The sequence below is a fragment of the Sporosarcina sp. Marseille-Q4063 genome, assembly GCF_018309085.1.
Lineage (GTDB): Bacteria > Bacillota > Bacilli > Bacillales_A > Planococcaceae > Sporosarcina.
In genome coordinates this window covers 147,998-174,493 of the sequence record NZ_CP070502.1, presented here as the reverse complement: position 1 = coordinate 174,493, position 26,496 = coordinate 147,998, and the positions used below count along the sequence as shown (strand labels likewise).

The 26,496-nt window shown below is 40.5% G+C and carries 28 protein-coding genes; 2 read left to right on the top strand and 26 right to left on the bottom strand.

The genetic code is table 11. From position 1 onward, the window contains the following. Positions 1 to 37: 37 nt before the first annotated feature. From JSQ81_RS00915 to JSQ81_RS00865, 11 genes are all read right to left on the bottom strand, one after another. Positions 38 to 2,248 carry a DNA internalization-related competence protein ComEC/Rec2 gene (locus JSQ81_RS00915; protein WP_212605883.1) on the bottom strand — a complete coding sequence of 737 codons (2,211 nt, stop codon included), beginning with the start codon at positions 2,246 to 2,248 and terminating at the stop codon, positions 38 to 40. 77 nt (positions 2,249 to 2,325) lie between these two features. Beyond that, on the bottom strand, positions 2,326 to 2,889 hold the full coding sequence (locus tag JSQ81_RS00910) for a ComE operon protein 2 (RefSeq protein ID WP_212605882.1): 564 nt from the start codon (positions 2,887 to 2,889) through the stop codon (positions 2,326 to 2,328). Positions 2,890 to 2,929: 40 nt separating this feature from the next. After that, the gene (locus JSQ81_RS00905) at positions 2,930 to 3,571 is read right to left on the bottom strand and encodes a helix-hairpin-helix domain-containing protein (protein WP_212605881.1); all 642 of its coding nucleotides are present in this window, start codon (positions 3,569 to 3,571) and stop codon (positions 2,930 to 2,932) included. 72 nt (positions 3,572 to 3,643) lie between these two features. Continuing rightward, entirely contained in the window at positions 3,644 to 4,384 is a 741-nt protein-coding gene (locus tag JSQ81_RS00900) for a class I SAM-dependent DNA methyltransferase (RefSeq protein WP_212605880.1), read from the bottom strand. Then, a complete protein-coding gene (rsfS, locus tag JSQ81_RS00895; RefSeq protein WP_212605879.1) occupies positions 4,381 to 4,728 on the bottom strand; it encodes a ribosome silencing factor in 348 nt (115 codons plus the stop codon). Before rsfS ends, JSQ81_RS00900 begins: the two co-directional genes overlap by 4 nt. After that, complete coding sequence (yqeK, locus tag JSQ81_RS00890) at positions 4,725 to 5,300, bottom strand: bis(5'-nucleosyl)-tetraphosphatase (symmetrical) YqeK (protein WP_212605878.1); 576 nt, start codon at positions 5,298 to 5,300, stop codon at positions 4,725 to 4,727. Before yqeK ends, rsfS begins: the two co-directional genes overlap by 4 nt. Next, positions 5,275 to 5,859 carry a nicotinate-nucleotide adenylyltransferase gene (locus tag JSQ81_RS00885; RefSeq protein WP_212605877.1) on the bottom strand — a complete coding sequence of 195 codons (585 nt, stop codon included), beginning with the start codon at positions 5,857 to 5,859 and terminating at the stop codon, positions 5,275 to 5,277. Before JSQ81_RS00885 ends, yqeK begins: the two co-directional genes overlap by 26 nt. Positions 5,860 to 5,871: 12 nt before the next feature. Beyond that, entirely contained in the window at positions 5,872 to 6,162 is a 291-nt protein-coding gene (yhbY, locus tag JSQ81_RS00880) for a ribosome assembly RNA-binding protein YhbY (RefSeq protein WP_212605876.1), read from the bottom strand. After that, complete coding sequence (gene aroE / locus JSQ81_RS00875) at positions 6,149 to 6,991, bottom strand: shikimate dehydrogenase (protein ID WP_212605875.1); 843 nt, start codon at positions 6,989 to 6,991, stop codon at positions 6,149 to 6,151. Before aroE ends, yhbY begins: the two co-directional genes overlap by 14 nt. Positions 6,992 to 7,003: 12 nt before the next feature. Beyond that, complete coding sequence (yqeH, locus tag JSQ81_RS00870; protein ID WP_212605874.1) at positions 7,004 to 8,101, bottom strand: ribosome biogenesis GTPase YqeH; 1,098 nt, start codon at positions 8,099 to 8,101, stop codon at positions 7,004 to 7,006. Positions 8,102 to 8,103: 2 nt separating this feature from the next. After that, on the bottom strand, positions 8,104 to 8,619 hold the full coding sequence (locus tag JSQ81_RS00865) for a YqeG family HAD IIIA-type phosphatase (RefSeq protein ID WP_212605873.1): 516 nt from the start codon (positions 8,617 to 8,619) through the stop codon (positions 8,104 to 8,106). Positions 8,620 to 9,089: 470 nt separating this feature from the next. Here JSQ81_RS00865 and sigK point away from each other — a divergent pair, with 470 nt between their 5' ends. Next, entirely contained in the window at positions 9,090 to 9,791 is a 702-nt protein-coding gene (gene sigK / locus JSQ81_RS00860; protein WP_212605872.1) for an RNA polymerase sporulation sigma factor SigK, read from the top strand. 410 nt (positions 9,792 to 10,201) lie between these two features. Here sigK and mtnN read toward each other — a convergent pair whose 3' ends face one another. From mtnN to cymR, 15 genes are all read right to left on the bottom strand, one after another. Next, entirely contained in the window at positions 10,202 to 10,894 is a 693-nt protein-coding gene (gene mtnN, locus JSQ81_RS00855; protein WP_212605871.1) for a 5'-methylthioadenosine/S-adenosylhomocysteine nucleosidase, read from the bottom strand. A 33-nt stretch (positions 10,895 to 10,927) separates the two neighbouring features. After that, positions 10,928 to 11,632 carry a YrrS family protein gene (locus JSQ81_RS00850; protein WP_212605870.1) on the bottom strand — a complete coding sequence of 235 codons (705 nt, stop codon included), beginning with the start codon at positions 11,630 to 11,632 and terminating at the stop codon, positions 10,928 to 10,930. Between the two features lie 118 nt (positions 11,633 to 11,750). Next, positions 11,751 to 12,227, bottom strand: a complete 477-nt coding sequence (gene greA, locus JSQ81_RS00845; RefSeq protein ID WP_212605869.1) for a transcription elongation factor GreA — start codon at positions 12,225 to 12,227, stop codon at positions 11,751 to 11,753. A 78-nt stretch (positions 12,228 to 12,305) separates the two neighbouring features. Continuing rightward, positions 12,306 to 12,968: a uridine kinase gene (gene udk / locus JSQ81_RS00840; protein WP_212605868.1), complete on the bottom strand. Its 663-nt coding sequence runs from the start codon at positions 12,966 to 12,968 to the stop codon at positions 12,306 to 12,308. 54 nt (positions 12,969 to 13,022) lie between these two features. Continuing rightward, complete coding sequence (locus tag JSQ81_RS00835) at positions 13,023 to 13,667, bottom strand: O-methyltransferase (protein WP_371812491.1); 645 nt, start codon at positions 13,665 to 13,667, stop codon at positions 13,023 to 13,025. 40 nt (positions 13,668 to 13,707) lie between these two features. Next, the gene (mltG, locus tag JSQ81_RS00830) at positions 13,708 to 14,844 is read right to left on the bottom strand and encodes an endolytic transglycosylase MltG (RefSeq protein ID WP_212605867.1); all 1,137 of its coding nucleotides are present in this window, start codon (positions 14,842 to 14,844) and stop codon (positions 13,708 to 13,710) included. 98 nt (positions 14,845 to 14,942) lie between these two features. Next, positions 14,943 to 15,239, bottom strand: a complete 297-nt coding sequence (locus tag JSQ81_RS00825) for a DUF1292 domain-containing protein (RefSeq protein ID WP_210469133.1) — start codon at positions 15,237 to 15,239, stop codon at positions 14,943 to 14,945. Between the two features lie 10 nt (positions 15,240 to 15,249). Continuing rightward, positions 15,250 to 15,672, bottom strand: coding sequence for a Holliday junction resolvase RuvX (ruvX, locus tag JSQ81_RS00820; RefSeq protein WP_212605866.1), 423 nt, complete (start codon positions 15,670 to 15,672; stop codon positions 15,250 to 15,252). Next, a complete protein-coding gene (locus JSQ81_RS00815) occupies positions 15,669 to 15,941 on the bottom strand; it encodes an IreB family regulatory phosphoprotein (RefSeq protein WP_212605865.1) in 273 nt (90 codons plus the stop codon). The genes ruvX and JSQ81_RS00815 overlap by 4 nt, the downstream gene beginning before the upstream one ends. Before the next feature lie 79 nt (positions 15,942 to 16,020). Then, complete coding sequence (gene alaS / locus JSQ81_RS00810; protein ID WP_212605864.1) at positions 16,021 to 18,648, bottom strand: alanine--tRNA ligase; 2,628 nt, start codon at positions 18,646 to 18,648, stop codon at positions 16,021 to 16,023. Between the two features lie 444 nt (positions 18,649 to 19,092). Further along, positions 19,093 to 21,549: an SF1B family DNA helicase RecD2 gene (locus tag JSQ81_RS00805; protein WP_212605863.1), complete on the bottom strand. Its 2,457-nt coding sequence runs from the start codon at positions 21,547 to 21,549 to the stop codon at positions 19,093 to 19,095. A gap of 15 nt (positions 21,550 to 21,564) precedes the next feature. Next, positions 21,565 to 22,224, bottom strand: a complete 660-nt coding sequence (locus JSQ81_RS00800) for a tetratricopeptide repeat protein (protein WP_212605862.1) — start codon at positions 22,222 to 22,224, stop codon at positions 21,565 to 21,567. 13 nt (positions 22,225 to 22,237) lie between these two features. Continuing rightward, entirely contained in the window at positions 22,238 to 23,359 is a 1,122-nt protein-coding gene (gene mnmA, locus JSQ81_RS00795; RefSeq protein WP_212605861.1) for a tRNA 2-thiouridine(34) synthase MnmA, read from the bottom strand. 22 nt (positions 23,360 to 23,381) lie between these two features. Beyond that, the gene (locus tag JSQ81_RS00790) at positions 23,382 to 24,524 is read right to left on the bottom strand and encodes a cysteine desulfurase family protein (RefSeq protein ID WP_212605860.1); all 1,143 of its coding nucleotides are present in this window, start codon (positions 24,522 to 24,524) and stop codon (positions 23,382 to 23,384) included. Between the two features lie 12 nt (positions 24,525 to 24,536). Beyond that, positions 24,537 to 24,956 (bottom strand): cysteine metabolism transcriptional regulator CymR, encoded by a 420-nt coding sequence (gene cymR / locus JSQ81_RS00785; RefSeq protein WP_212605859.1) that lies wholly within the window; start codon positions 24,954 to 24,956, stop codon positions 24,537 to 24,539. Between the two features lie 127 nt (positions 24,957 to 25,083). Here cymR and JSQ81_RS00780 point away from each other — a divergent pair, with 127 nt between their 5' ends. Continuing rightward, complete coding sequence (locus JSQ81_RS00780; protein WP_212605858.1) at positions 25,084 to 26,370, top strand: replication-associated recombination protein A; 1,287 nt, start codon at positions 25,084 to 25,086, stop codon at positions 26,368 to 26,370. The last annotated feature ends 126 nt before the right edge of the window (positions 26,371 to 26,496 follow it).

The following is a 26,496-nucleotide window of genomic DNA, read 5'->3' as shown; positions in this document are numbered from 1 at the left end:
ATCGAGCGAAAAACGGACATGCTTGCATGTCCGTTTTTTATTGCGTCGATAAATTTACCCTATACCGGCCATCTTTCACCGAAACAACAATCGAACCATTCTTAGCAGTTTCCAGTACAGGAATATTAAATTTTGAAAACGTGTCGATTACCTGTGAATGGGGATGTCCGTACATATTTTTACGACCCGAGGAAATGATGGCTAATTCAGGCCGTAAATAATCGATAAATTGATCTGAACTAGACGTTTTACTACCATGATGCCCCACTTTTAATATTACCTGTCCAAAATCAATCGTCTTATATCTTCTTAAAAACTTCTCTTCCGATTCAACCTCCATATCACCTGTGAATAAAAACGACGGACCCTCAGTTCTCATTAATAAAACGAGTGAACTATTATTTCCAGTATAATTACCTTTCGGCGGATTGACATAGTCAAAAGTTGCATGATTGTCCGTCCATGAAATACCTTCCTCCACTTCAATAAAAGGTATATTTTTCCTTCCGGCAATATGATATAAATCCTCCATCTCTAGTTCAGTTAGACTGCCCGGAGATATATGAATTTCTCCGACCTCAATTTCTTCAAGTACTTCATCTGCACCTTCCATATGATCCGCATCCGCATGAGAAATAATCAGTTTATCAATTTTCGAAATTCCGCGCCCTCTTAAATAAGGAACCACAATTTGGCGTCCTACTTCAAACTGATTGCCTGGCGTTTTCCAGTTAGCCTTCCCGAACGCAACTGATCCTCCTGTATCAATTACATAAACAGCGCGTCTGTATGGCAGTTCAATTACGACGCTATCCCCTTGCCCGACATCTAGATAGGTTACACGCAGCGTGCTATCGAAATAAGGCAGTAAATGAATTAGAAGTGCAGGAACTAGGACAAATACCAAGGAACGAAAAAAGTTTTTGCCTTCTTCATACCGTAGAAAGAACAGGAGAACGCCAACGACAGCAAAAACACTTTCAATTACACCCGGCTTTCCCGGTGTCCATAATTGATATGGAATTGATGCAATCCAATTTGTCAATATGTGAATAAACTCCCTGATAGGTACATAAAAAACAAATAAAAAACTCGCAATTGCAGGAAAAATCACAGTCATAATAAGCAAAATAATATTAATAGGTAAAATAAGTACCGAATAGAGCGGAACATAAAAAAGGTTTACAATAAATGATGATAAAGATAGTTCATGAAAATGAAACAACAAAACAGGGTAAAGGGATAATTGGCTAAATAAAGTAACAAAAAATGATACTTTGATCACCGAATTCGTTTTGGATAGAATCGTTGAAGATAAAACTAGTGAAAATGCTGCCAAATAAGATAATTGAAAGCCAGGTTGAAAAAGAACAAAAGGTTCATATAAAATAAAAACAATTGCACTTAAAGCGATTGCATTATCCAGTCTGACTTTAACTCGACCAAAAGTTGTCATTAAGATAAAAACAGTTACAGAAACTGCACGCCAAACTGAAGGAGCGCCTCCTGCCATTATTGCATAAATCGGCAGCAAAAATATCAGCAATAAATTCAATGATTCTCTGCGTACTTTTAAGCGCAATAGAAGTTCCCGCAACATAAAAGTTAATAAGCCAACATGAAGACCGGAAATAGCAAACAAATGAGTAATGCCTAGCCGACGTAAAATGGCTCCTTCATCATTTGTCATCCCGGATCGATCGCCAATCAACAGGGCTTCTGCTTCGGTAATCAGCGATTCTGGAAATGTCTTTTGAATATGCTGCTTAACTGTCCGTCTATGAGCGGATAGACGAGAAATAAGGGTGTCCTTAACTTCAATTTGTAAGATGGCTTCCGATTCGAATATTCCAGATGCACCGTACATTTTTAAATATTTATCCATACTAAAAGAATACGCATGTGAAGGAATATCGGCTTTTAGATATTCGCCTGACAATGTAAATTGCACAGATGGCAAGTTAAGTTCTTTAAATTTATTTTTTTCGTCTTCTGTCTTAAATCGATAAATCGCATAAATCGAATTTCCATTATTCGTTTTAGCAAAACCTTTTATGGAACCGCCATCAATTTTTGCATTATCGGACCACGTCAATGTTTCCGTTTCGATTCCGCTTTCAATAATTTCAGGCAGTGTAGCTGAAATATACAAATAAGAGAAAAAAGCAGCTAGAACTGCGAGGATAGGTGTGAGGAAATCTTCTTTTCTGCGAAAAAAGATAGGGAGGAATACAACGTTAACTAACAAAAGATAAACCGTGCCGTACGCCGCAAATGCGGATACGGCAATCGGTATGGCAACATAAATAAATCGGATTCGATTGATTAAGTCCCGAATAGTTCATTCACCCTCTTCAGTAAGGGCATCAAGTCTTCTTCATCTGCTCCCAGTTCATGTAAAGATTTTAGCATATCGTTAATTAAATTTAATTTGGCGTCGCCTGAAAAATCTATTTTTGTTTCATCGAAAGGGATATGTTGAACAGTAACACCTGCCTGTTCGAATAACTTAATCGCATACTCATGATTTCGATAATCTGTTGCATAATACACGTTTTTTACACCGGCCTGAATAATCGCTTTTGAACATTGTAAACAAGGGAAGTGAGTGACATACAATATTGAATCGGCGGCCGGAATACCATATTTAGAACATTGCAAGAGAGCATTCATTTCAGCATGAATGGTTCGAATACAATGATTTTCAACAACATAGCACCCATGATCAATACAATGATCGCCTCCGGAAATTGAACCATTATATCCTCCGGCTATTATTCGATTATCTCTAACAATTATGGCGCCGACTGCCAGCCTGGTGCATGTACTTCTTAATGCTAAAAGGTGACACTGAGCCATAAAAAACTGATCCCATGTAATTCGCTCCATATGAATGCCTCCGAAATTTGTATTAGTAAACTCCTGATTTTCAGTCAACTTTTATTTGATGTTCTAGTTTTTCAAATGTCTTTTGCCCAATTCCTGAAACATCCATAATTGATTCTAATGAACTGAATGGTCCATGCTCATCTCGGTAATTAATAATAGCTGAGGCTTTCGCCAGACCAATCCCATTAATCGTCATCAGTAAACTTTCATCTGCTGTATTAATGTTTACCAAACCGTCTTTGTCTTGCGGATTTTGTTGCAAAACTAAACTGACTTCACTCTCTAATAGTTCTTCACCTACAAGAGGTACATAAACAAGTAGTTCATCTGTTAGTTTCATAGCATGATTTAATAAACGTGAATCAGCGTCAGGCAAATAACCGCCTGCCGCATTTATCGCATCAATAATCCGATTTCCTTCTTCCATCGTGTAGACACCCGGATGTCGGACTGCACCTTTTACATCCACCATAATAACGGCAGGCACTAATAATTCCGTATCATTTACTTCTTTGCTAGCTTCTTCGTTTATTTCTTTTAAAGGATTTTGATCGCTTAAGACAAGTTGTCCATTGTCTGCTTGCCCATGGGGGATGAGCAAAAAAGCGACGATCACAGCGATTGCTGCCATAGGGAATAGAAACTTGCGCCAATTATCGGATACAAATGATAGAAACAGCACTTTCACCCTTTCTAGCAGGTATCCATATGGAGTCAATTCTACTATATACGAAAATCCGCCATTTTAAAAGAGTTATTTACGAGCTTGAAAGAATATTCTTTCACTATCAAAATTCGGGGGCAAGTCTTCCCAATCAGAAAAAATCCGTTCAATCGAAAAACCAGCTTCATCCAGCATAGCGACATATTCCAAAACAGAAAAAGTACGTTGGTAATGAACCTCATCAAATCGTGTATACAAATCATTTTCAGTTCGAACGAAAAATGCTAACTCCGAATAAACGGAATGAGGTTCATCTCCAGCTTCAGTATTCCAAATATACGAAATACGCTTATCATCATAGACGAAGGGACTTTCCATAAAGATTACGTCCATTTTAAATGTGGAATGGACATCGAATAGTAGTACCCCGTCGACTGCCAGCGAATTATAAATGTTTCGGAATGTTTGAAGCACATCTTCTTCTTCAACGACATAATTTAACGAGTCAATTGCAATAATTGCTACATCGAAATCCGAAAAACCAGTAAGTTGTTGCATGGGTTGTTGGACAAATGTTACCGGTAGATTCAGTGATTCCGCTCTATTCGTTGCTATACTTAACATGTCGGGCGAAAGATCCACCCCGGTTACAAGACCATCTAATTTTGCCAATTTCACTGATAATAACCCTGTTCCGCACCCGACATCTAAAATTTTCTTGCCCGCTATCCCATTAGCGGCAAGATTGATTAATTCCACGTATGTATCGTATGGGATTTCGGACATGAGTTCATCATAAACGGAAGCAAACTCCGCGTAAGAACGATTCATAGAGCATTAGCCATATCAATCTTCGGAGCATCTCCCCAAAGTTTTTCTAGATTGTAATGGTCGCGTTCATCTTTGTGGAAGACATGGACAACGACATCGCCAAGATCAGCTAATACCCATCTCCCAGTTTCAAACCCTTCCATTCTTCTAATTGGAAAACCTTCTTTTGTTGCTTGGTCTATAACTTCTCTCGCGATAGCTTGAACTTGTCTTTCAGAATTCGCATGGCAAATAATAAATTGGTCAGCCATAACTGAAACACCTTCCATATTTAATACGACAATATCCAATGCTTTTTTATCATCTGCAGCCTTATATGCTGTTGTTAACAATGTAGTAGTCATTTGTTCACGATTCCTCTCTTCATAACGTGCTCATTATAACAGTCAATTGAATCCGGAAAAACTGGGACTCCTTTTGTGACAAGGAATTGCACTGACTGCTGTATGCAAGCCCCCATGGCCTCTTCAATATTATCTGTTGCTAATTCCCGTAATTGTGGGACGCCGGGAAAATTCCGCCCCGGTTCTATCATATCTGCGACATAAATGACTTTTTCTAATTTGGACATCCCTGCTCTACCAGTTGTATGGTATTTGACTGCATTTAATACTTCTTTATCTTTTACATTAAATTCATTTTCCGCAATTATAGCACCTACGGAAGCATGCCATAATTCGTGGTGAAATAAAAACAACCGTTCATCCACTTTATTTTCAACCATCAAACTACGAAGCGATGTTGGGTCCAAGCATTTCGCAATATCATGAAATAAGGCTGCAAGTTCCGCTTTATCTTCGGAAACATCATGAAGCGTCGCTAAACGCTTTGCCGCCCTAGTAACCCGTAAAACATGGTTGTACCGACCAGTTGACAATCGCTTTGAAAGTTCAGTTTTCAACCGCACCAGATCCATACAAACCCTCCTGACGTATAAAAGATTCCACTTTGGAAGGGGTTAGGAACTTTATCGTTCCGCCCTCAGCTAACCTTGCCCGAAGGACCGTTGACGATAAATCGATTTCTGGAATGGAAATAAACTTTACAGGATACGGCGTTTCTCCAAGTGATCCAGGTCTGTTAACGCCTATAAAGGTCACGAGTTGAACAAGTTCATCTATTTTATGCCATGTCGGAAGCAAGTCAACCATATCCGCGCCGATAATGAAAAAAAATTCAGCTTCAGGCTCAATCTCATGTAATGCAGAAATTGTATCATAGGAATAAGATACTCCCCCTTTATCAACTTCAATAGAGGAAGCTGTGAGGCCCACAGCACCCTCTATGGCAAGCTCTACCATGCGAAGGCGTTGATGAGCCATCACATCCTTGTCAGCCGCCTTATGTGGCGGCGAAGCTGTTGGGATTAAGCGGACTTCATCTAAGTCGAGGGCATATTTAATTTCATTTGCAATAATGAGATGGCCAATATGGGGAGGATTAAAAGTACCCCCTAAAATCCCTATTCGTTTCAAGTAGAATCCCCCTTACGGAAGTTCGATTCTTTTTTTCTCGATTGATTCTTTATATAAAACGATAATATTGCCAATCACTTGAACAACATTCATTCCTTCTCGTTCTGAAAGTGTTTGTGCAATTTCATTTTTATCTTCCCCACAATTTTGCAAGATATTAACTTTGATTAATTCCTTGGCTTCTAAAGCTTCTTCTATCTGCTCGATTACGGATTGCGTTAAACCGTTTTTCCCGATTTGGAAAAGCGGTTGTAATTGATTTGCTTCACTACGTAAAAATCGTTTCTGTTTACCTGTTAACATAAGTACCTCCAAGTGTATCTGTAATTTTTTCATTCATTTCTTCTGTATTCGGACGAATGCCTGTCCACTTTTCAAATGCAAGCGCGCCTTGATGAACAAACATCCCAGTGCCATTTAGTATAAATGCCCCTCTTTTTTCAGCTTCTATAAGAAATTCAGTTTTAAGGGGATTATAAATAATATCGGCAACGACAGTTCCATCAGCAATATTTTCCGGATTTAATGGCATGCCTTTTTGCGCGAAGTTCATACCGACTGAAGTCGTCTGGATAATCAGACGATACGTTGACAATGATTGTTCGGCTTCCGCTATAGTCAGAGCTTTTGCTTCCGGTATTTCGGTGCATAATTGCCTGGCTTTGTCTAACGTTCTATTCGTAAAAGTAATTGGACCGTAGCCAGCTTTATGAAGGGCATAACCAATTCCACGCGCCGCACCGCCCGCACCGATTATCAACACTTTGCTTTCTTTACACCGCACTTCGTATAACTCTTCAAGTGAGCGGACAAATCCTGGTCCATCCGTATTTGATCCACGCAGTAAACCATTTGGAAGCACTTCTACCGTATTGACCGCGTTCATTTGTTGCGCAAATGAGTCAATTTCATCCAAATATTGGATAATTGAACTTTTATGCGGAACTGTCACATTCCACCCACTGCAACCTAGAGTTTTCAAACTGAGAACCGCGTCCTCAAGGTTTTCTTCTTTAACATGGACTGGAATGTAAGTTGCCTGCAGCTCGTTATTTTCAAACCATTCATCATGCATACTTGGAGACATCGATTGACTGATTGGATCGCCAATTACAGCGTACCATTTTTTCATTATTAGCCCTCCTTAGATTAGAGATGGTCGGAGAACTACATCTACACCTCTTGGAACGTAAACTGCGATAACGCCAGGTCGTTGAAGAGTGATCCAGCCTAGACCTGATATTACAATATCCGTTTTCGAATTTTTAATAGAAAACTCATGTCGAACAAATGACGGAAGCTTTTCTAGCGATTTTTCCGATGGCGGTGTAAGCATGGCACCCACATGCTTTTCATACAATGCGTCTGCGTTTGATAATTTCGTTCGGTGAATCTCAATGTCATTCGAAACATAAACCATAAACGATGAGCGTTCGCCTGAAATAAAGTCGAAACGGGCCAACCCGCCAAGAAACAATGTTTGCTCCGAATTTAGTTGAAACACTTTAGGTTTTAGTTCTTTTTTAGGTGTGATTGCTTTCAAATCTTTTTCGTCGAGATAATGAGCGATTTGATGATCATTAATAACTCCGGGCGTATCATAAATAGCTTTCCCATCTTCGAACGGGATTTCGACAAGGTCGAGCGTCGTTCCAGGAAAATGTGATGTCGTAATAACATTGCCGATACCTGTTTCACCTTTAATGATTCGATTAATAAAAGTCGATTTGCCGGTATTTGTGCATCCGACCACATAGACATCTTTACCGCGGCGGATAGAGTCAATTGCCGCGAGTGCTTCTTCCATCCCCTGGCCTTTATAGGCTGAAACAAGTAAGACATCCACCGGCTTCAATCCAAGTTTTGACGCCTCCGCCTTCATCCAATTAATGACCCGGTTGGGGTTAATCGACTTGGGCAATAAATCCACTTTATTACCGATTAATAAAATATCCTTATTACCGACAAAGCGGTGCAACCCTGAAATCCAACTGCCATTAAAATCAAAGATGTCAACAATTTTAACGACTATACCCTTTTTCTTCCCAATACCATTCAAGATATTTAAGAAATCATCGCCAGTCAACGAAACGGGCTGAAGCTCATTATAATTCCTGAGGCGGAAACAACGTCGGCATACTAGTTCTTCATTCGATAATGAACTCGCTGGTGCATAACCTTCTTTATCGGCGTTTTCAGTTTGAATTGTAATGCCGCAACCTATACATTTAATGTCGTCCACAGTTATTCCTCCCAAGTAATTAGACCGCGGCGCTTTAGGCCAGCCATAATTCTTCTTTCAATCATGCGGTTAAACTTCGTGAAAAATGCATCTGAAGTTGCAACAGGCACGACAAGTATCGTATGTAGTCCTTTACGATTCCCTCCGAGTATATCAGTTAAAAGTTGGTCTCCAATGACAACGGTTTCTTCTTTTTCAATCCCCATAAGTTTACGGGCTTTCACGAACGATTTCAGTAGCGGCTTTCGCGCGTCAAAAACAAAAGGAATACCTAAAGGATCCGAAAAAACTTTAACTCGACCTTCGTTATTGTTTGAAACGATTGTAACTTGAATGCCTGCAGCCTGCATCCCTTTTAACCACTCGATTATTTCAGGGGTTGCTTCAGGACGATCCCATTCTACAAGCGTGTTATCTAAATCTGTAATAATTCCTTTAATACCCTTTTCAACCAACTTTTCAGGCTTTATATGGAAAACATCTTTCACGAATTCATCTGGTAAAAAGCGTTTATACAACCTATTCACTCCGATTCAAAACTAGATTCTAAAAAATATTATAACATAACAACAGTAGGATAATGAATTGTTCTGGTTTATAACAAAAACGGAAGGCGCCCGTCTAGCCCCGACAGGCATAAGCAATCCACCGACGTGACGTCCTTTGTCCTTTGTCTAAGAAGAATGCAGTTCAATTCTTCCTTGGGGAAGAATGCAGTTCAATTCTTCCTTGGGGAAGAATGCAGTTCAATTCTTCCTTGGGGAAGAATGCAGTTCAATTCTTCCTTGCTGGATTGCTTATGACCCGAGGGGCTGGCGCCTGTAGTTAGACGTGAAATCTCTATGGCAAAGGATATCCACAGTAGAAAAATTTATAGTTTCTAAGCTATAAAAAAGGACATACTGTAGCGCCTGTCCGACTAAAAAATCAATCATTAGTCATAACCCGACCGCATATGCTGTCATACAACGACACAGGAGGTGGCCCGATGAGCGGGTTTGTATTGTCGATTGTTCAGCTGTGGCTTGAAATACCTGCAGTGCTCGGCTATATCCGAGGGCAAGCGTTTAAACGCCCCCTATCTAAAGAAGAAGAAGCCGCATGTCTCGCAAGGCTCGCGGAAGGAGACTTCGACGCAAGGGATGAGCTTATTGAACGCAATATGCGTTTAGTGGCACATATCGTAAAGAAGTTTCATCCAAAACACGAACTACTTGATGATTATATTTCAATTGGAACAATTGGCCTAATGAAAGCGGTAAATACATTTACGCCAGACCGGAAAACAAAACTAGCAACTTATGCAGCACGTTGTATCGAAAACGAAATACTAATGTATCTTCGCACACAAAAAAAAGTACAAAAAGACGTTTCGCTTTTTGAACCGATCGGTGGAGACAATGATGGGCAATCATTACAAATTGCGGATTTACTTCAAACCGACGATGAGTCTCCAATCGATACTGTTGAACAGAACGAACGAAAAGAAAGGCTTTATAAACATCTTGGAAAACTTGACGGCAGAGAGTTAGAAATAATTCAACGCCGATATGGTCTTTTGGATGACAAACCAATGACTCAAAAAGCAATTGCCGAGCAACTCGATATTTCAAGAAGCTATGTTTCAAGAATTGAGAAACGCGCAATCGTAAAATTATATCAACTGTTTAAACATGAATATAACGAATAATGAACAAAAGCGTAAGGCGCCCGTTCAGCCCCGACAGGCATAAGAAATCCAACGACGTGGCGTCCTTTGCTGGGGAAGAATGCAGCTCAATTCCTCCTAGTTGGATTGCTTATGACCCGAGGGGCTGGCGCCTGGAGCTGGATGTGAAATCCTTTTGTTCGAAGATTTCTACAGTCAGTAATTTTATAATTTACTAAGATAAAAAGGCGTTTCCGTTTGGGAGTATTATCCTAAACGGAAACGCCTCTTTCTACTGATTACTCAGTTCCGATTTCACGTAAAATAACAATAGATACAATTACTGCAACCATAAAAACGCCAGCCATCAGAAAAAACATACCGAGATCCCTCCCTAAAACCGCTAAATAAAATTGAATTCCATTCACTATCTATATATTACCATGAAGTGCTCAAAGTTTCGAGATTACCCGTAAAATTACTTGTGTTGAATGAAGCGCCGCAACCGGCAGAAATTCATCGAAACTCATTGTCGCTTCCTTGCCCGCTATATCAGAAAGAGCACGGATGACAACGAACGGAGTCTCAAATTGATGACAAACCTGCGCCACCGCAGCGGCTTCCATCTCTGCGGCTATGATTGTCGGGAAAGTGCTTCTAACCTTATCGACATGACTCGTATCACTCATAAATGTATCGCTTGATGCAATTAGACCAATCGAGTGCCGATGTTCACCAATCTCTTCTACCGCTTCCACGGCAAGTTTTATAAGTTTTTTATCGCCAAGATAGGCTGCCGGTAGTTGAGGTACCTGTCCATACTCGTATCCAAATGCGGTTACATCAACGTCGTGGTGTCTGACTTCACTTGAAATGACAACAGTCCCTACTTCGAGCCTTTCCTTGAAACCGCCTGCTGATCCGGTATTCAACACGACATCCGGCATGAACTTTTCTAAAAGCATAGTTGTCGCCATTGCAGCGTTAACTTTCCCGATTCCACTTTTCACTAAAATTACTTCATGATTCCCGATGGAGCCTTCAATGTATTCTATATTCGCAATAACTGTTGTTTGCGATGATGCGATAGATTTTCTTAATAACTCAACTTCTTCTTCCATGGCGCCGATAACTGCAATCTTCATCAATAAACCTCCACCGTTACGTATAGTAAGAAATCAATAATCAAAGTCTAGCGTATTCAGGACATCCATCTTGACGGGTTTCCAGCCTTTTTCGTCAATCCATTCTAAATACACTCTGTATTTCTCAACTTTATCCTTTGTCGAGACAATTCCAATCGATTTTTGCGGGCTACCGCCGTTTTTGATTTTCCAAATAATTAATGCATCTTCAGGTAATTCTGTTGCATATGAAATTGCAGAGATTTTTTCCTGCCAATCCGCGGATTTTCCATCATATAGCGATACATGTTCACCTGTTTGCGATGTGCCAATTGGTTCCCATCCGGTTTTGATGATTGTTTCATTTACAACAGCGTCGTCTGATGATTCATATTTTACAACGCCCGGATCCGCTTCTTCTTCTTCTTCTTTAGTTTCGGTTGTTTCATCTGCTTCTTCATCATCAGTGCCCGACTCATCACCGCTATTCGCAGACTCATCTTCATCTTCACTTGACGCGTCAATATTATCGGTTCCGTCAGTTTCTTCACTTGTTGAATCGTCTTGGCTATTTTCTTCAGTTGTGTCTGGTAATTTCACATCAGCTTTATTTTTATTGTCTCCACCCAAAAATATGATTGACGCCGTAATGATAATTGCGAGAACAACAACAGCAATTAATATGTTTAAAATTTTATCTGATCGATTGCGTCCTCTTTTACGGTTCAGCCTAGAGTAATTATTATCGGGTTTATTCATAACTTTTCATCTCCCGTTTTATATTTTACTGTTTCTACTCTATATTAGACGAGCATCGAGGTAGCTTTGTTTCATTTAGTGAAAAAACCGCCTTCATGAGAAGGCGGTTATCGGACGATTATTTTATTTCAAGAATCGTAACCGACATTTCTCCTCCAGGCGTATTGATACTAACCACATCGCCTTTCGATCGGCCAAGTAAACCTTTCGCAATCGGTGAATCATTCGAGATTAGGCCTTCAATTGGATTCGCTTCGGCCGAACCGACAATTGTATATGTCTCTTCGTCTCCGTCAGGTAGTTCCTTAAAGGTAACCGTATTCCCTAGATGAACCTCATCCGTATTAAATTCCGACTCTTTAATGATAACCGCATTTCGAATCATTTTTTCCAGCGTAGAAATTCTACCTTCGACAAATGACTGCTCTTCTTTCGCTGAATCGTACTCCGAGTTTTCCGACAAGTCACCAAAATCTCGGGCGATTTTAATGCGTTCTACGACTTCTCTACGCGTCACCATTTTTAAATGTTCGAGTTCTTCTTCCAGCTTAAGTTTACCAGCGGCAGTCATCGGAAACTTTTTTTCCGTAATCATTCCCATCACTCCTCATAATACTATTCATAAAAATACTATGCCGCTTTATTTTTGAGTATGCGACATAGTGGTTAATCTCTATGATTTTCTGTCATTATCATAATATAGATTCGTTCCATTTTCAAGAATTGTTTTTATTTTTGTGACCATTAAGTCAATTGCAACTTTATTGTGCCCGCCTTCTGGCACGATAATATCTGCATATTTCTTTGTCGGTTCGATGAATTGATTGTGCATTGGACGAACTACGGTCAGATACTGATCGACGACGGAATCGACCGTCCTGCCCCGTTCGTTAATGTCACGCGTGATACGTCTAATAATACGCAGGTCGGCATCCGTGTCAACATATAACTTAATATCCATTAAGTCCCTTAGCCTAACATCTTCCAACACTAAAATGCCTTCGAGAATAATAACATCTTTAGGCTCGATTATCTCCGTCTCATCAGATCTCGTATGCATAGCGTAATCATAAATCGGTTTTTCGATGCTTTCGCGCTTTAGAAGCTTGTGTAAATGTGTTATTAGTAAATCTGTATCGAATGCAAATGGATGATCATAGTTCGTTTCAAGACGTTCTTCAAACGCCAAATGCGATTGATCTTTATAATAGTAATCTTGACCAATCACAACAACTGAATGGTCCTTAAAAACATTATAAATTGAGTTTGTAACGCTTGTCTTACCTGAACCAGAACCACCAGCGATTCCGATAACAAGTGGTTTAGTGGACTTCATTTCTTCTTTACCCCTTTATCGGCAGATATCCTTCAAGATAATTTGTGACTGTCGTTATTTTTTAATTGCTATCAATATTCCGTCACCTAGCGGAAAGAGCGATGTAACATAATCGGGATGATTCAGTACCCAACGCGTAAAGCTCTTCAAATTCCGAACCATCGTGCGTTTTCGTCTTGGCAGTTCTTTATCATCCCGCAAAACCATACCATGCAGGAACATGTTATCGCAATAAATAACTCCTCCAGACGAAATGAAAGGCGAATACTTTTCAAAAAAACGTTTGTATTGCCCTTTCGCCGCATCGATAAAAAGTGCATTGTATGGTTCACCGGCAATTAGTTCACTTTCTAGTAATAACGCATCGGCTTCAATAATTTGAATTCGATTGGATAAGTCTGCTGCTTCAATATAATCAACGGCTTTTAAATAACGTTCCTGATCTCGTTCGATTGTCGTTATAAATGTATCCGGTAAGGATTGAGCCATTCGAATCGCCGAATAGCCAATCGCACTGCCGATTTCAAGAATTCGGTCTGGTTTCTGGATCGATAATAATCCTAATAATGTTTCGATTGCACTGCTATCCATTATCGGCACATGGTGCTTTTCGGCGTATTCTTCCATTTCAATAATAAAAGAATTTTTTTCTTTAAGAAGACCGGCAATATAAGAATCGTACGTAATGATAGTCGTCAACTCCTGTTCGGTATTCCTTTTTAACGTAAAATCCTTAACTTCAGTCTATATATTTCGCTCGATTTGCCAAATGTTCCTCATAACTTTTCGCAAAATGATTTTCGCCCTTTTTATCCGCGAGGAAATATAAATAATCGGTATATTCAGGGTCAATAACAGCGTCAATCGAAGACATTCCCGCATTCGCTATTGGTCCTGGCGGTAAACCTTTATATTTATAAGTATTGTACGGATCATCGATTTCAAGATCAGCATAAGATGTAACGCTTAAATGTTGACCATGTGCATAAGCAACAGTTGGATCCGTTTGAAGCGGCATTACTTCTTGGTTAGGATTCTTAGGTTGCATACGGTTAAAAAACACACTTGCAATCGTAGCACGGTCTGATTTTTGAGTCGCTTCTTTTTCAAGAAGTGAGGAAAATGTCAATAACCAATGAACCGTTTTTTCTTCTTCTTCTAAGTAATTTAGATAAGGCGATACATTGGATACCGTCGCTTGAATCATTTCTTCAACAACTGATTCGACAGTGGGTTTTTCCTCATAAAATGGATAAGTCGCAGGGAACAAATACCCTTCAAATGGGAATTTAATTTTCTCGCCCTTAATTTCCTCTGTTATAACGCCTGGGTATTTTGCTATAAACATATCAATCGTGTTTTCATCATTAATGTAGGATTCAAACTCTTCAGCGGAAATACCCGTTCTTTTTTCAACAACTTGTCCGATTTCCTTTAAAGTTAATCCTTCTGGCACTGTCATAGTAAATACCGGTTCGCGGTATACTTTCCCTGTTTTCAAACTTTGAATTAATTCGTCATGCGTCATTGCTTTCGTTAAGTCATATGTACCAGCTTGAAACTGCGATTCATTGTTGAATTTGGCATAATACTTAAATAATCTTGCGTCTTTAATAATTCCTTTACTTTCAAGTGTGGCCGCAATTGAATTCAGTCCAGAGCCAATCGGAATTTCAACATTTATGACCTCTTCAGATTCAGGATCGAGGGGTTGCAATCCGCTCATCACATATTGATAAACAGACTTTCCTACGAAAAATCCAATAATAAGTATAAGTAATACGATTGCAAGAACAATTCTTCTTACCACTTTAACTTCTTTCTTTTTTTCACGCATTCGTTCGAACATCAACTGTGTCTTCGAATCTTTATCCATGCGGTATCCACCTCTTTCGTTCAAATGCATATAAAACATTTAAAACTTAAAAATACGGAACGGTTTTGCACCGTCCCGCTCGTCGCCTGTTTATTGACTTACTCGTCTTCCTCTTCTTCATCTAAAAATGTATTCAATGTTTCCTCAATCATTTCCCATTCAGCATCGTCTTCGATAGGAAGTAGTTCGCCGTCTTCCTCACCGTCTTCTTTCGGAGTAAAGGAAGATGCGTGAATTTCTATTTCTTCGGAATCATCAGTATCATCCTGTCCTAGAATATGATACAGTACGTAAGATTTACCGAAATCCTTTGATTCAAATGTCAGGATGACTTCACATACGTGCTCATCACCGTTTTCATCAACGATTGTCATTGTGTCTTGTCCATGTTCCATTCTAATCACCTCATTTATTATTATTTAAATCTAAGTAACCCTGTAAAATCATAATCGCAGCCGTCTTGTCTATTACAGACTTCCTTTTTTTGCGGCTAACGTCTGCATCAATAAGCATGCGCTCCGCGGCCATGGTCGTTAGCCGCTCATCCCAAAGCGTTACAGGTAAGCCGAATGTTTTCTCGAGGAGCTGGGCATATCTTTCGGACGCCTCGCCTCTTGGACCGATTGTATTGTTCATGTTTTTCGGAAAACCGACTACGAAACTACTTACTTGATATTCGGCGACAAGTTTACGAATTCGTTTAATACCGAAGTTGCCCGCATTCTCGTCAATTTGGATGGTTTCAATTCCTTGGGCTGTCCATCCTAGCGCATCACTAATCGCGATGCCAACTGTTTTGGTTCCCACATCCAAACCCATAATTCTCACTTGAGGCTACCCCCGTTTTCACGGATGTAAAACTTCACAAGTTCCTCGATAATTTCATCACGTTCAAGTTTTCGGATCATATTTCGCGCGTCTTCATGCCTTGGAATATAAGCCGGGTCACCCGAAAGAAGGTAACCCACTATTTGGTTAATTGGGTTGTAACCCTTTTCGTCAAGCGCTTTGTGTACATGAAGCATCACTTGTGTTACTTCTTCCTCCATTGATTCTTCAGGAAAGTTAAATTTCATCGTTTTATCGTATGAATTCATAACTGACACCCCACTTTCAAATTTGCCTAATTAACACAGAATCATACAGGGTTCCATTATACCCAATTTGTGGTACCAATTAAACAGATTTCACATAATCATACACCGATTTTAAGGCATCATCAAGTTTTGAATCGTCTTTTGCGCCTGCCATCGCCAAATCTGGTCTACCCCCGCCTTTGCCGTCGCATTGCATCGCTACATGATTAACGAGCTTACCAGCGTGATAACTGCCTTTTAAGTCATTGGTAACCCCTGCAACTAGCATAACCTTTCCATTGACTGCAGTTCCCAAAACAATGACGCCGTTTGAAAGTTTTTGTTTCATTTCGTCCATCATCTGTCTTAATGCGTTATTATCCTTCACTTCAACACGAGATGCAACAACTGTGACATCGCCGATTTGCTCGGCAGTTTCAAAGACATCGGAAAGTTGGCTGTTCGCAAGTTTTGAAGATAAGGATTCATTTTCGGCTTGTAGACCTTTTAATTCTCCGAGTAAAGATTCGATTTTTTTCACAAGATCTTTTGGATTCGACTTGACTAGTTCTGCCGCATGTTCAAGTACTGCTTCCTCTTCTTTAAATGCATGATAAGCGTTGGGTCCTGTTAAAGCTTCAATTCGTCGAGTTCCAGCTCCTATTCCGCTTTCTGATACTAGCTTGAACAAACCAATAGATCCTGTTGAATCAACATGACAGCCTCCGCATAGTTCGAGTGAATAATCGTCGATTGAAACGACACGAACGATATCGCCATACTTTTCCCCAAACAATGCCATTGCACCCTGTTTTTTCGCTTCGTCAATCGATTTTTGTTCAATGTTGACAAGAAGGTCTTCCCAAACCTTATCATTTACAATTCGCTCTATTTCCTCAAGTTCCTCTTTTGTTACTTGACCAAAATGAGAAAAATCAAATCTCAATCGATCTGGACCGACATAAGAACCCGCTTGTGCAACATGTTCGCCAAGAACTTCTTTTAATGCTTTGTGCAAAAGATGCGTGGCAGTGTGATTTCTTATGATCAACTTTCTAGCTTCCATGTCAACCTTTGCAACAACGTTTGTTCCAACTGAAAGTTCCCCTGAACGAATAATTGCCGTGTGCAAGTTTTGTCCATTCGGTGCTTTATGAACTTCGGTTACATCGGCGACGAAAGATTCATTTGAAATTGTTCCTTTATCGGCCACTTGCCCTCCGCTCTCAGCATAAAACGGGGTATGGTCTAAGATAAACTGTATCTCATCCCCCTCCGCAACATGGTCTGCGTGATTTCCATTTTGCAGAAGCGCTGTTACCTTCGCATCGGCAGTTAATTTACTATACCCGATAAACTCGCTAGAAACATTTATTTTCCCGAGAACTTCAGATTGCACATGCATTGAATCTGTTTCTTGTCTTGCTGCACGCGCACGATCTCGTTGACTTTGCATTTCCTCGGAAAAACCTTTTCGATCTACTTTAACGCCTGCTTCTTCTGCAAATTCTTCCGTTAGTTCAATCGGAAAACCATAGGTATCATATAATTGAAATGCATCTTTTCCGCTCACTATAAATGTATTAGACTTTGCTTTTTCAATAACTGTGGAAAGAATCGCCATTCCATCTGACAAAGTTTCATGAAAACGTACTTCTTCATTTTTAATAACTTTCATAATAAATTCTTTCTTTTCGTTCACTTCCGGGTAATAATCTTTCATGATTTCACCCGTAACAGGAACTAAATCATACATAAACGGAGCATTTATACCGAGCTTCATGGCAAAACGAATTGCTCTGCGGAGTAGTCTTCGTAGTACATAGCCGCGCCCTTCGTTTGATGGTAATGCGCCATCGCCAATTGAAAATGATACAGTTCGAATATGATCCGCAATTACTTTAAATGCCACATCTTTTTCTGCATCAATACCATACTTTTCACCGGAGAATTCTTCAACTGCTTTGATGATAGGCATAAACAAATCCGTATCGTAATTAGTTGGAACGCCTTGGATAATTGAAGCCATTCTTTCAAGACCTAATCCTGTATCAATATTTTTGTTCGGCAGTGGTGTATACGTATCATCAGGATTATGATTAAATTCTGAAAAGACAAGATTCCAAATTTCAAGGTAGCGCTCATTTTCTCCTCCCGGATACAGTTCTGGATCAGTGAAATCATCTCCATAGCTCGCACCGCGGTCATAGAATATTTCTGAATTTGGTCCGCTTGGTCCTTCCCCGATATCCCAGAAGTTTCCTTCAAGTCGAATGATGCGCTCTTCTGGCATTCCAATTTTGTCTTTCCAAATACCATACGCCTCTTCATCTTCTGGATGTACGGTTATAGATAAAAGTTCTGGATCAAAACCAATCCATTTTTTATCCGTTAGAAATTCCCACGCTAAAATAATTGCTTCTTCCTTAAAATAATCGCCTATTGAAAAATTGCCCAGCATTTCAAAAAACGTGTGGTGGCGCGCTGTGATTCCCACATTTTCAATGTCATTCGTTCGAATCGACTTTTGAGCATTTACAATTCGCGGGTTATCGGGAATGACACGTCCGTCAAAATACTTTTTTAATGTTGCAACACCGCTATTAATCCATAAAAGGGATGCATCATCAATAGGAACAAGCGGCGCTGATGGCTCAACGCTATGGCCTTTTTCCTTAAAAAACTCCAAAAACATACTTCGAATTTCTGATGAAGATAATTTTCTCATATAAATCCTCCTTTTTCTTTACCAAGACAGAATAAAAGCGCAAGGCGCCCGTCTAGCCCCGACAGGCATAAGCCAAACAAGCGGCGTGGCGATCTTTGCCGGGGAAGAATGCAGTACAATTCTTCCTTTATAGCTTGATTGGCTTATGACCCCGAGGGGCTGGCGCCTGGAGCTAGACACAAAAAAACTCCGCCCCTAAACAAGGGACGAAGATGTTAGTCTCGCGGTACCACCCTAATTACCGTATACATATGTACGCGGCATCTCTGGTTGCCTTAACGCGGCTGACGGCAGGGATAAGCTGCACTCAGGAGTAGCTTTCTGCACATCGACTTGGGAACCCTTTCAGCCGAGGGGCTCCTTTCTGGTCAAGCGAAAATGCATACTTTCTCCGTCATCGTATTCACTATAATGAGTTCAGTATAGAAAACTTCGACATCGGTGTCAATCAACACCTTCCAAATTATAAGGAGAAATTCCGTTCATCCCAATCATTGGGTCGATTGTAACAAATGTATCCATCGTTAGTTTATAAATGCCAGGTTCTTTATTTTCTGCGTTATCTACTGTATTTTCAACAGATGATTGACTTTGATCATTTTGACTTTCAGAATTAGTTTGTACTGCTGTTTCGATTCCTTCATGCAATTCATCTTCTGCGCCTAAACGTTCTTTTAATGTAGTTTGCCTTGATAATTCATCTGTTCGCGCGATTCCCTCTTTAAATTCTTCGGGTTCCCCGCATAATATTAGAAACTTCTGCGCGCGAGTGATTCCAGTATAAAGAAGATTTCGTTTCAACATTTTTCTATGACTTCTTACGACCGGCATAATAACTATCGGAAACTCGCTTCCTTGCGATTTATGGATTGAGCAGCAATACGATAAAGTGATTTGATTTAAATCGCTTCGCTCATAGGTGACTTCAATGCCGTCATACGAAACAACGAGCAATTCTTTTTTATCAATGGTTTCATTCGCTTTAATAATTGCTATGACTTCGCCCATATCGCCATTAAACACGTTGCTTTCGGGCTGATTGACGAGTTGAAGGACTTTGTCTCCAATTCGGTAAACAACATCGCCAAACGTTACTTCTTTGCGTTTAGGACCTGGTGGATTGACCATTTGCTGGATCATCTTATTAATGCCGTCGATTCCCGCCGGCCCCCTGTACATAGGCGCAAGTATTTGGATATCTCTAATTTCATGACCCTTTGAAATCGCGTTACTCACAATTTTCTCGACCGCTTCGAGTATCCGATTCCCGCTAGCCTTAATAAATGAACGGTCAGAAGTTTTACCAATTATGTTGTCATTCCACTCAGAACGTTTAATCATATGGGCCATTTCAATTATCGTGGAACCGGCACTTTGACGATAAATTTCGGTTAGTTCTATAACGGGAATTTCACTCGAGTCAAGCATATCTTTTAATACTTGCCCAGGTCCGACCGATGGCAACTGATCTTGGTCCCCGACAAATAAAATTTGAACGTCATTGGACAGTGCTTTCATCAACTGATGAGCGAGCCATGTATCGACCATTGACATTTCATCGATAATAACAAGACTGCCTTCAATTTCACGTTCTGTTTCTTCTTCTTTTTCTTGGCCTGTGAACCCGAGTAGACGGTGAATTGTCATTGCGGGAAGTCCAGTCGATTCGGACATCCTTTTTGCCGCCCTGCCCGTAGGTGCCGCTAATATTATTGGGAAAGGTTCTTTTTTCTTAGCATATTCTTTAGGGTCAAGCGACAAACCGTGAAGTTCCGCATACACCTCGACAAAACCTCGAATAACCGTCGTTTTACCAGTCCCGGGTCCCCCTGTTAAAATCATCGTCGGTGAATGTAGCGCCGTTTCGATTGCGGAGACTTGCGTTTCTGCATAATTGACACCTAGGCGCTCTTCCACTTCCCCAATTGCACTTCGGATTTCAGATACGGGAAATTGATTATCCAATTCATTTTCCAACAGCAAACGAAGCTTTGAAGCAAACCCGATTTCCGAATAATACAGTGAGGGAACATACAATCTTTGGTTCTCAGCTATTAATTTACCTTCTTCTATTAATTCAATAATTGATTGTGAAATACTGCTGAAAGGTATTTCAACGCGCTGGCTCGTTTCAAGCAAATGTTTGACCTGTGGCAACAGAATCTTTCCTTCTATATAAACATGCCCTTCAGATTGAACTGCTTCGTTCATCGAATGCAAGATTGCTGCTTTTATTCTAAATGTGTGATCGCCGGTGATGCCCAAATTCCGTCCTAGTTCGTCTGCCCGTTGAAAGCCCACGCCTTCGATTTCTTCAGTTAAACGGTATGGATTTTCCCTGAGCAGTTCTATAGCATCTTCCCGGTATGTTTGATAAATACGCATCGCGATTTTCGGACCGAATCCCCATTCATTTAACTGTATAATCGTTCGTTCAAGCCCCATATTTTGTTCAAGTACGGAGATTAACGTTTCTTTTCGTTCGTCGGAAAGTCTGGGGATCGTATCGAGAACCGTTGAATCGTCCAGAATCTTTTTAATGGCATCTTTTCCAAGAGTATCGACAATTGATTCTGCAGTTTTCATTCCTATACCCGGAAATAAATCACCTGACAAATAATGAATTAGTCCGGTTTCTGTACCCGGCATTTCTTTGGCAAAAGTATGCACATCAAATTGAGCGCCGTATGTCGGGTGATTCACAAGTCTGCCTGTAAATTTATAATCGTCATCGGCGGAAAGTTGTGGAAAGTTCCCTTTAACGATAATTTCCTTTTCTTCATAATCACAATTTGTTTTACTTATTTTTAGTTTTGCAATTGTAAATAGATTATCCGGATTATGGAATATCGTCACAAGCGGTCTCCCGAGTATAAAGAGCTCTTCGGTTAATCCTTCCATCGCCTTTTCGCCTCCTTACCGTTCGTCAAGTTGAATCATATCGTAAATATATCGCGCTTGTTCGTAATCGGGGTTAATCGTGAATGCTTTTTTGAGATGATTTAATGCATCTTCCTTCCGATCGGTTGACACTGCGTATAAAAAACCTAAATTGTAGTGAGCATCCGCATTTTCTTCATCATGTTCAATGACAAAGCCGAACTCATCGGCGGCTTGCGTAAATAACTCCATATTAGCTAGAAGTATTCCGTAAGATAATCTCGCTTCTAGATCATTAGGTGCTAATTCAGTTGCCCGTTGTAAATAAGGCAATGCAAGTTTAGATTGATCTGAGCGCTCCAAACTTTTTCCAAGCATATAATACGCGTCTGCTTCATTAACGCCCTTTTGTATTGCCTGCTCATACAATTTAGATGATTCTTCGTATCGTTCTTTGTTGAAATAAAGATTTGCTAGCCCGTAATAGGCAGTTCCGGCATTTTCATCAAGCGTAATTGCTTGTTGAAAAAATGGTTCCGCCTTTTCAGGATCACCAAGTGACGCGAACACATTTCCCATATTAATATAGCCGACAGCGTTTTTCGGTTCTTCTTCTATTGCTTTTACAAAAGACTCTACCGCTTTTTCATACTTGCCTTCTTGGAGCGCGGCAATTCCGGTTTCATTATAATTCATAGTCGATTCCACCTTACCCAACATAATCAAGTTCAATGCCATTTTTAATCACTGTGTCGATCGTCCCGCCGCCGAGACATTCTTCGCCGTCATAAAAAACAACTGCTTGTCCTGGCGTAATTGCACGGACGGGTTGTTCAAATTTCACAATTGCCTTATTGTCATCCAATAATTCAACGGTAACATTCGTATCGGGTTGGCGATAGCGGAATTTAGCTGTGCAGCTAAATGTTTTCGGCATTTCACGCGCAGTTGAAAAACTGACATCAATTGCAGTCAGACTATCCGAATAAAGTGCATCGTGATGGAAGCCTTGTTCAACTAATAACACATTTTCTTTCAAATCTTTTCCGATGACGAACCACGGATCTCCTGCGCCGCCTATACCTAGGCCGTGCCGTTGACCAATTGTGTAGTACATCAGTCCGTCATGTTTCCCCATCTTTTCACCGGACATCGTTTTCATGAGTCCAGGTTGAGCAGGTAAATATTCTCCGAGGAAATCCTTGAAATTTCGTTCGCCGATAAAACAAATCCCAGTCGAATCTTTTTTCTTCGCTGTTGATAATCCTGCTTCAAGTGCTTTCTCACGAACTACTTCTTTATCGAGATGGCCGATTGGAAACATTACTTTTTGCAACATTTCCTGCGTCAACTGGTTTAAAAAGTACGACTGGTCTTTATTGTCGTCTTTTCCGCGCAGCATTGAAACGCCGCCTTCTGCCTCGACGACTTGTGCATAATGGCCTGTTGCTAAATAATCGGCACCCAGGCTCATTGCATGTTCAAGAAATGCTTTGAATTTGATTTCTTTATTGCACATGACATCCGGATTTGGTGTTCGTCCTGCTTTATACTCATCTAAGAAATAAGTAAATACTTTATCCCAATACTGTTTTTCAAAATTAACCGCGTAATAAGGGATCCCGATATCATTACAGACGCTAATGACATCCTCATAGTCTTCAGTGGCTGTACATACGCCGAATTCGTCCGTATCATCCCAATTTTTCATAAAGATACCGATGACGTCATAACCTTGTTCTTTCAATAGCAATGCAGCTACAGAAGAATCGACGCCACCTGACATGCCAACGACAACGCGTGTTTCGGATGGCGCTTTTTTTGTATTCATTTTCCAATCAATCCTTTATTTTTCATTTTACTAATCTCTTTACGATTTCAGCCGTTTTCAATGCAGCTGTTTTTATATGGTCATCATCCAGTCCGAGTCCAAAACTAAATCTGACAGAGTTTCGAAGCTCCGGCGCACCGTCCCCGAACATCGCCGTTAAGACGTGTGATGGATCCAGTGAGCCTGCTGTGCACGCCGAACCGCTTGAAACACAAACCCCCGCCATATCAAGATTAACAAGTAGTGATTCAATATCTGTTCCAGGAAAACTGATATTTACGATATGTGGTAATCTTTCCGTGTCCATAGCATTAACAGAAAAGTTTATGTCTTGCTCTTGAAATGTTGTCTTTAGAATTCTTTCAAATGCATGATATTTCTTTGTGTTTTCTTCAATTGACTCATATGCAATATTCACTGCATCTGAAAATGCGACAATCGCCGGAACATTTTCAGTACCCGCGCGTCGTTTTCGTTCTTGTTCTCCACCGTACAAATGTGGTTTCGTAGTCATCCCAGTTCGTTCATAAAGGAAGCCAACCCCTTTTGGACCGTTTAATTTATGGGAGGAAACAGATAGTAAATCAACCTGAAGTTCATCCACGTCAATTGGCAATATCCCATAAGCTTGAACAGCATCTGTGTGAAAGATGGCTTGGTGTTCTTTTAGAAGTTCACCAATTTCGCGAATCGGTTGCACTGTCCCGACTTCGTTATTGCCTAACATGATTGTCACCAAAATCGTTTCTTCAGTGAGTGCATTTCTAACTTGCTCAACATCGATTCTCCCATTTTTGTCTACCTCTAAAAATGTAACATCATACCCATCTAATTCAAGTTGTTTACAAGTATTTAAAACAGCGTGATGTTCAATAGTTGTTGTGATAATATGGTTCCCTTTATTTTTCATCGCATTTACCGTACCGAAGATAGCGATGTTATCTGCTTCGGTCCCGCCAGAGGTGAAAATAATTTCAGAGGGTTTAGCGTTAATTGACCCGGCCATTGTTCTCCGTGCGTCGTCCAACCATTTACGTGCTTCTCTACCGTAACTATGAATGCTCGAGGGATTTCCAAATAATGAGCCTAGTAATTCGGCATACTTTGTAGCAACAGCTGGATGAACCGGCGTCGTCGCGGCATGATCAAGATATATAGTCGTCATAGAAAATCTCCTTTAAATGTAAAACATATAACTATCATTTTTCGATTCATCATTTGATTTGATGAGATCGGCGATTGTTGTTGTATCTAAAACGTCTCGAACTGCATCAGCAATCCGCTTCCATAATTCATGTTGGGGTATATCCGTATCGCCAAGTCCTTCAATCGGTTGAATAGGCCCTTCTAATACACGAATGACATCCCCCGAAGTGATTTCTGTTGGAGGTTTAGCTAGCATATAGCCTCCGTAAGCCCCGCGCACACTTTTCACAATTCCATTATTGCGCAGTTGCGGTATTAATTGTTCCAAATAGGCTTCCGATAATGATTGTTCTTCAGCGATTTGACGAAGTGGAATTGGACCATCTCCGTATTTTGTTCCGAGCACAACTACGACTGTTAACCCGTATCGTCCCCTTGTCGAAATTTTCATCTAATAACCCCGTCCTTTGCGTGTTGCTTCAAAATATTATAACATAACTGCTCCGATGCTTCCGTAAAATGATTTCAATCAGATTGATGTGTATAATAGAAGAACAGTTGTACTAGGAGTGATATTTTTGCAAAACGAACCATTAGCATATCGAATGAGGCCGCAAACGATTGATGAAATCGCCGGTCAAGAAGAAATTATCGGGAAACAAACCGCTCTTTATAAGTTGATAAAAAAAGGGCATGTCCCGTCAATGTTGTTATACGGTGAGCCCGGAATAGGAAAAACATCGCTCGCCCATGCAATTGCAGGTACAAGCAACTTACCCTTTATCGCGTTGAATGCGACGGTTTCTGGGAAAAAGGATGTTGAAGATGTTGTTACCGAGGCACGTATGACAGGAAAAGTTCTATTATTTTTAGATGAAATTCATAGATTCAATAAATTGCAGCAAGATACCTTACTTCCGCATGTAGAAGGCGGTTCGATTGTTTTAATCGGCGCAACGACTGAAAATCCATTTCATGATGTGAATCCCGCGATTCGGTCGCGTTGCGGGGAAATCCGTCAACTTACTCGGTTAGAGCCCGATGATTTATTAGGCGTGCTTCGACGAGCATTGGAAGACGAAGACCGAGGACTTGGTAAAAAGAAAATCGGCATAACTGATGAACAGCTTCAAATGATTGCGGAAGGCGTTAACGGGGACGCTCGCAAAGCTTTAAACGTTCTTGAATCCACCGTTATTGCAAGTGATGAAGTTGATGGAGAAACGATTGTTGAAGACTGGTTAATAAAAAATCTTTTAGGCAGGATCGGGTTATTTGGTGATAATAAGGGATCGCATTTTTACAACTTATTATCTGCTTTGCAAAAATCCGTTCGCGGCAGCGATGTAAATGCAGCAATGTATTATTTGGCGCATTTACTGGAAACAGGAGATATTATCGCTGTCTCTAGACGACTTCTTGTCATGGCTTATGAAGATGTTGGACTTGCCTCACCGGAAGTCGGACCTCATGTTCTTGCCGCGACCGATGCTGCAGTTCGACTCGGGATGCCGGAAGCACGGATTCCACTGGCGAATGCAGTTGTTGAAATGTGCCTGGCTTCCAAATCAAACTCTGCCTATAAAGCATTCGATGCTGCTGTTAATGCGATAAATACCGGGAAAACGGGAGACATCCCACTCCATTTACGTGACACGCACTATGCGGGCGCGGCCGTTCTTGGCCATATAGGCTACCAATATCCCCATGACTCCCCTATCGGCTCTTTTGGAGGCTGGGTAAATCAACAATATTTGCCGGACAAGGTTGAAGGCACGGAATTTTATAGGCCTGTTCTCGCGGGTGAAGAAGTAAAGCTTGCGGCAATCTATGATCGATTAAATGATTTCAAGAAAAAGAAATGATTGGCGATTGTGGTAACTACTCAAACTGATCGGGTTACCACTGGTAATAAACCAACGCAGGTCTTTGAAAGTTATTTAGCCCGACTCCAATTTGTTTACATAATACATTTATCTTGAACTTAATTG

Excerpts from the sequence above, each read along its gene's own strand:
- JSQ81_RS00910 (WP_212605882.1), bottom strand. The coding sequence starts at position 2,889 with ATGGAGCGAATTACATGGGATCAGTTTTTTATGGCTCAGTGTCACCTT.
- JSQ81_RS00900 (WP_212605880.1), bottom strand. The coding sequence starts at position 4,384 with ATGAATCGTTCTTACGCGGAGTTTGCTTCCGTTTATGATGAACTCATG.
- rsfS (WP_212605879.1), bottom strand. The coding sequence starts at position 4,728 with ATGACTACTACATTGTTAACAACAGCATATAAGGCTGCAGATGATAAA.
- yqeK (WP_212605878.1), bottom strand. The coding sequence starts at position 5,300 with ATGGATCTGGTGCGGTTGAAAACTGAACTTTCAAAGCGATTGTCAACT.
- yhbY (WP_212605876.1), bottom strand. The coding sequence starts at position 6,162 with ATGTTAACAGGTAAACAGAAACGATTTTTACGTAGTGAAGCAAATCAA.
- aroE (WP_212605875.1), bottom strand. The coding sequence starts at position 6,991 with ATGAAAAAATGGTACGCTGTAATTGGCGATCCAATCAGTCAATCGATG.
- sigK (WP_212605872.1), top strand. The coding sequence starts at position 9,090 with ATGAGCGGGTTTGTATTGTCGATTGTTCAGCTGTGGCTTGAAATACCT.
- mtnN (WP_212605871.1), bottom strand. The coding sequence starts at position 10,894 with ATGAAGATTGCAGTTATCGGCGCCATGGAAGAAGAAGTTGAGTTATTA.
- JSQ81_RS00850 (WP_212605870.1), bottom strand. The coding sequence starts at position 11,632 with ATGAATAAACCCGATAATAATTACTCTAGGCTGAACCGTAAAAGAGGA.
- greA (WP_212605869.1), bottom strand. The coding sequence starts at position 12,227 with ATGATTACGGAAAAAAAGTTTCCGATGACTGCCGCTGGTAAACTTAAG.
- udk (WP_212605868.1), bottom strand. The coding sequence starts at position 12,968 with ATGAAGTCCACTAAACCACTTGTTATCGGAATCGCTGGTGGTTCTGGT.
- mltG (WP_212605867.1), bottom strand. The coding sequence starts at position 14,844 with ATGGATAAAGATTCGAAGACACAGTTGATGTTCGAACGAATGCGTGAA.
- JSQ81_RS00825 (WP_210469133.1), bottom strand. The coding sequence starts at position 15,239 with ATGGAACATGGACAAGACACAATGACAATCGTTGATGAAAACGGTGAT.
- JSQ81_RS00815 (WP_212605865.1), bottom strand. The coding sequence starts at position 15,941 with ATGAATTCATACGATAAAACGATGAAATTTAACTTTCCTGAAGAATCA.
- alaS (WP_212605864.1), bottom strand. The coding sequence starts at position 18,648 with ATGAGAAAATTATCTTCATCAGAAATTCGAAGTATGTTTTTGGAGTTT.
- JSQ81_RS00805 (WP_212605863.1), bottom strand. The coding sequence starts at position 21,549 with ATGGAAGGATTAACCGAAGAGCTCTTTATACTCGGGAGACCGCTTGTG.
- JSQ81_RS00800 (WP_212605862.1), bottom strand. The coding sequence starts at position 22,224 with ATGAATTATAATGAAACCGGAATTGCCGCGCTCCAAGAAGGCAAGTAT.
- mnmA (WP_212605861.1), bottom strand. The coding sequence starts at position 23,359 with ATGAATACAAAAAAAGCGCCATCCGAAACACGCGTTGTCGTTGGCATG.
- JSQ81_RS00790 (WP_212605860.1), bottom strand. The coding sequence starts at position 24,524 with ATGACGACTATATATCTTGATCATGCCGCGACGACGCCGGTTCATCCA.
- cymR (WP_212605859.1), bottom strand. The coding sequence starts at position 24,956 with ATGAAAATTTCGACAAGGGGACGATACGGGTTAACAGTCGTAGTTGTG.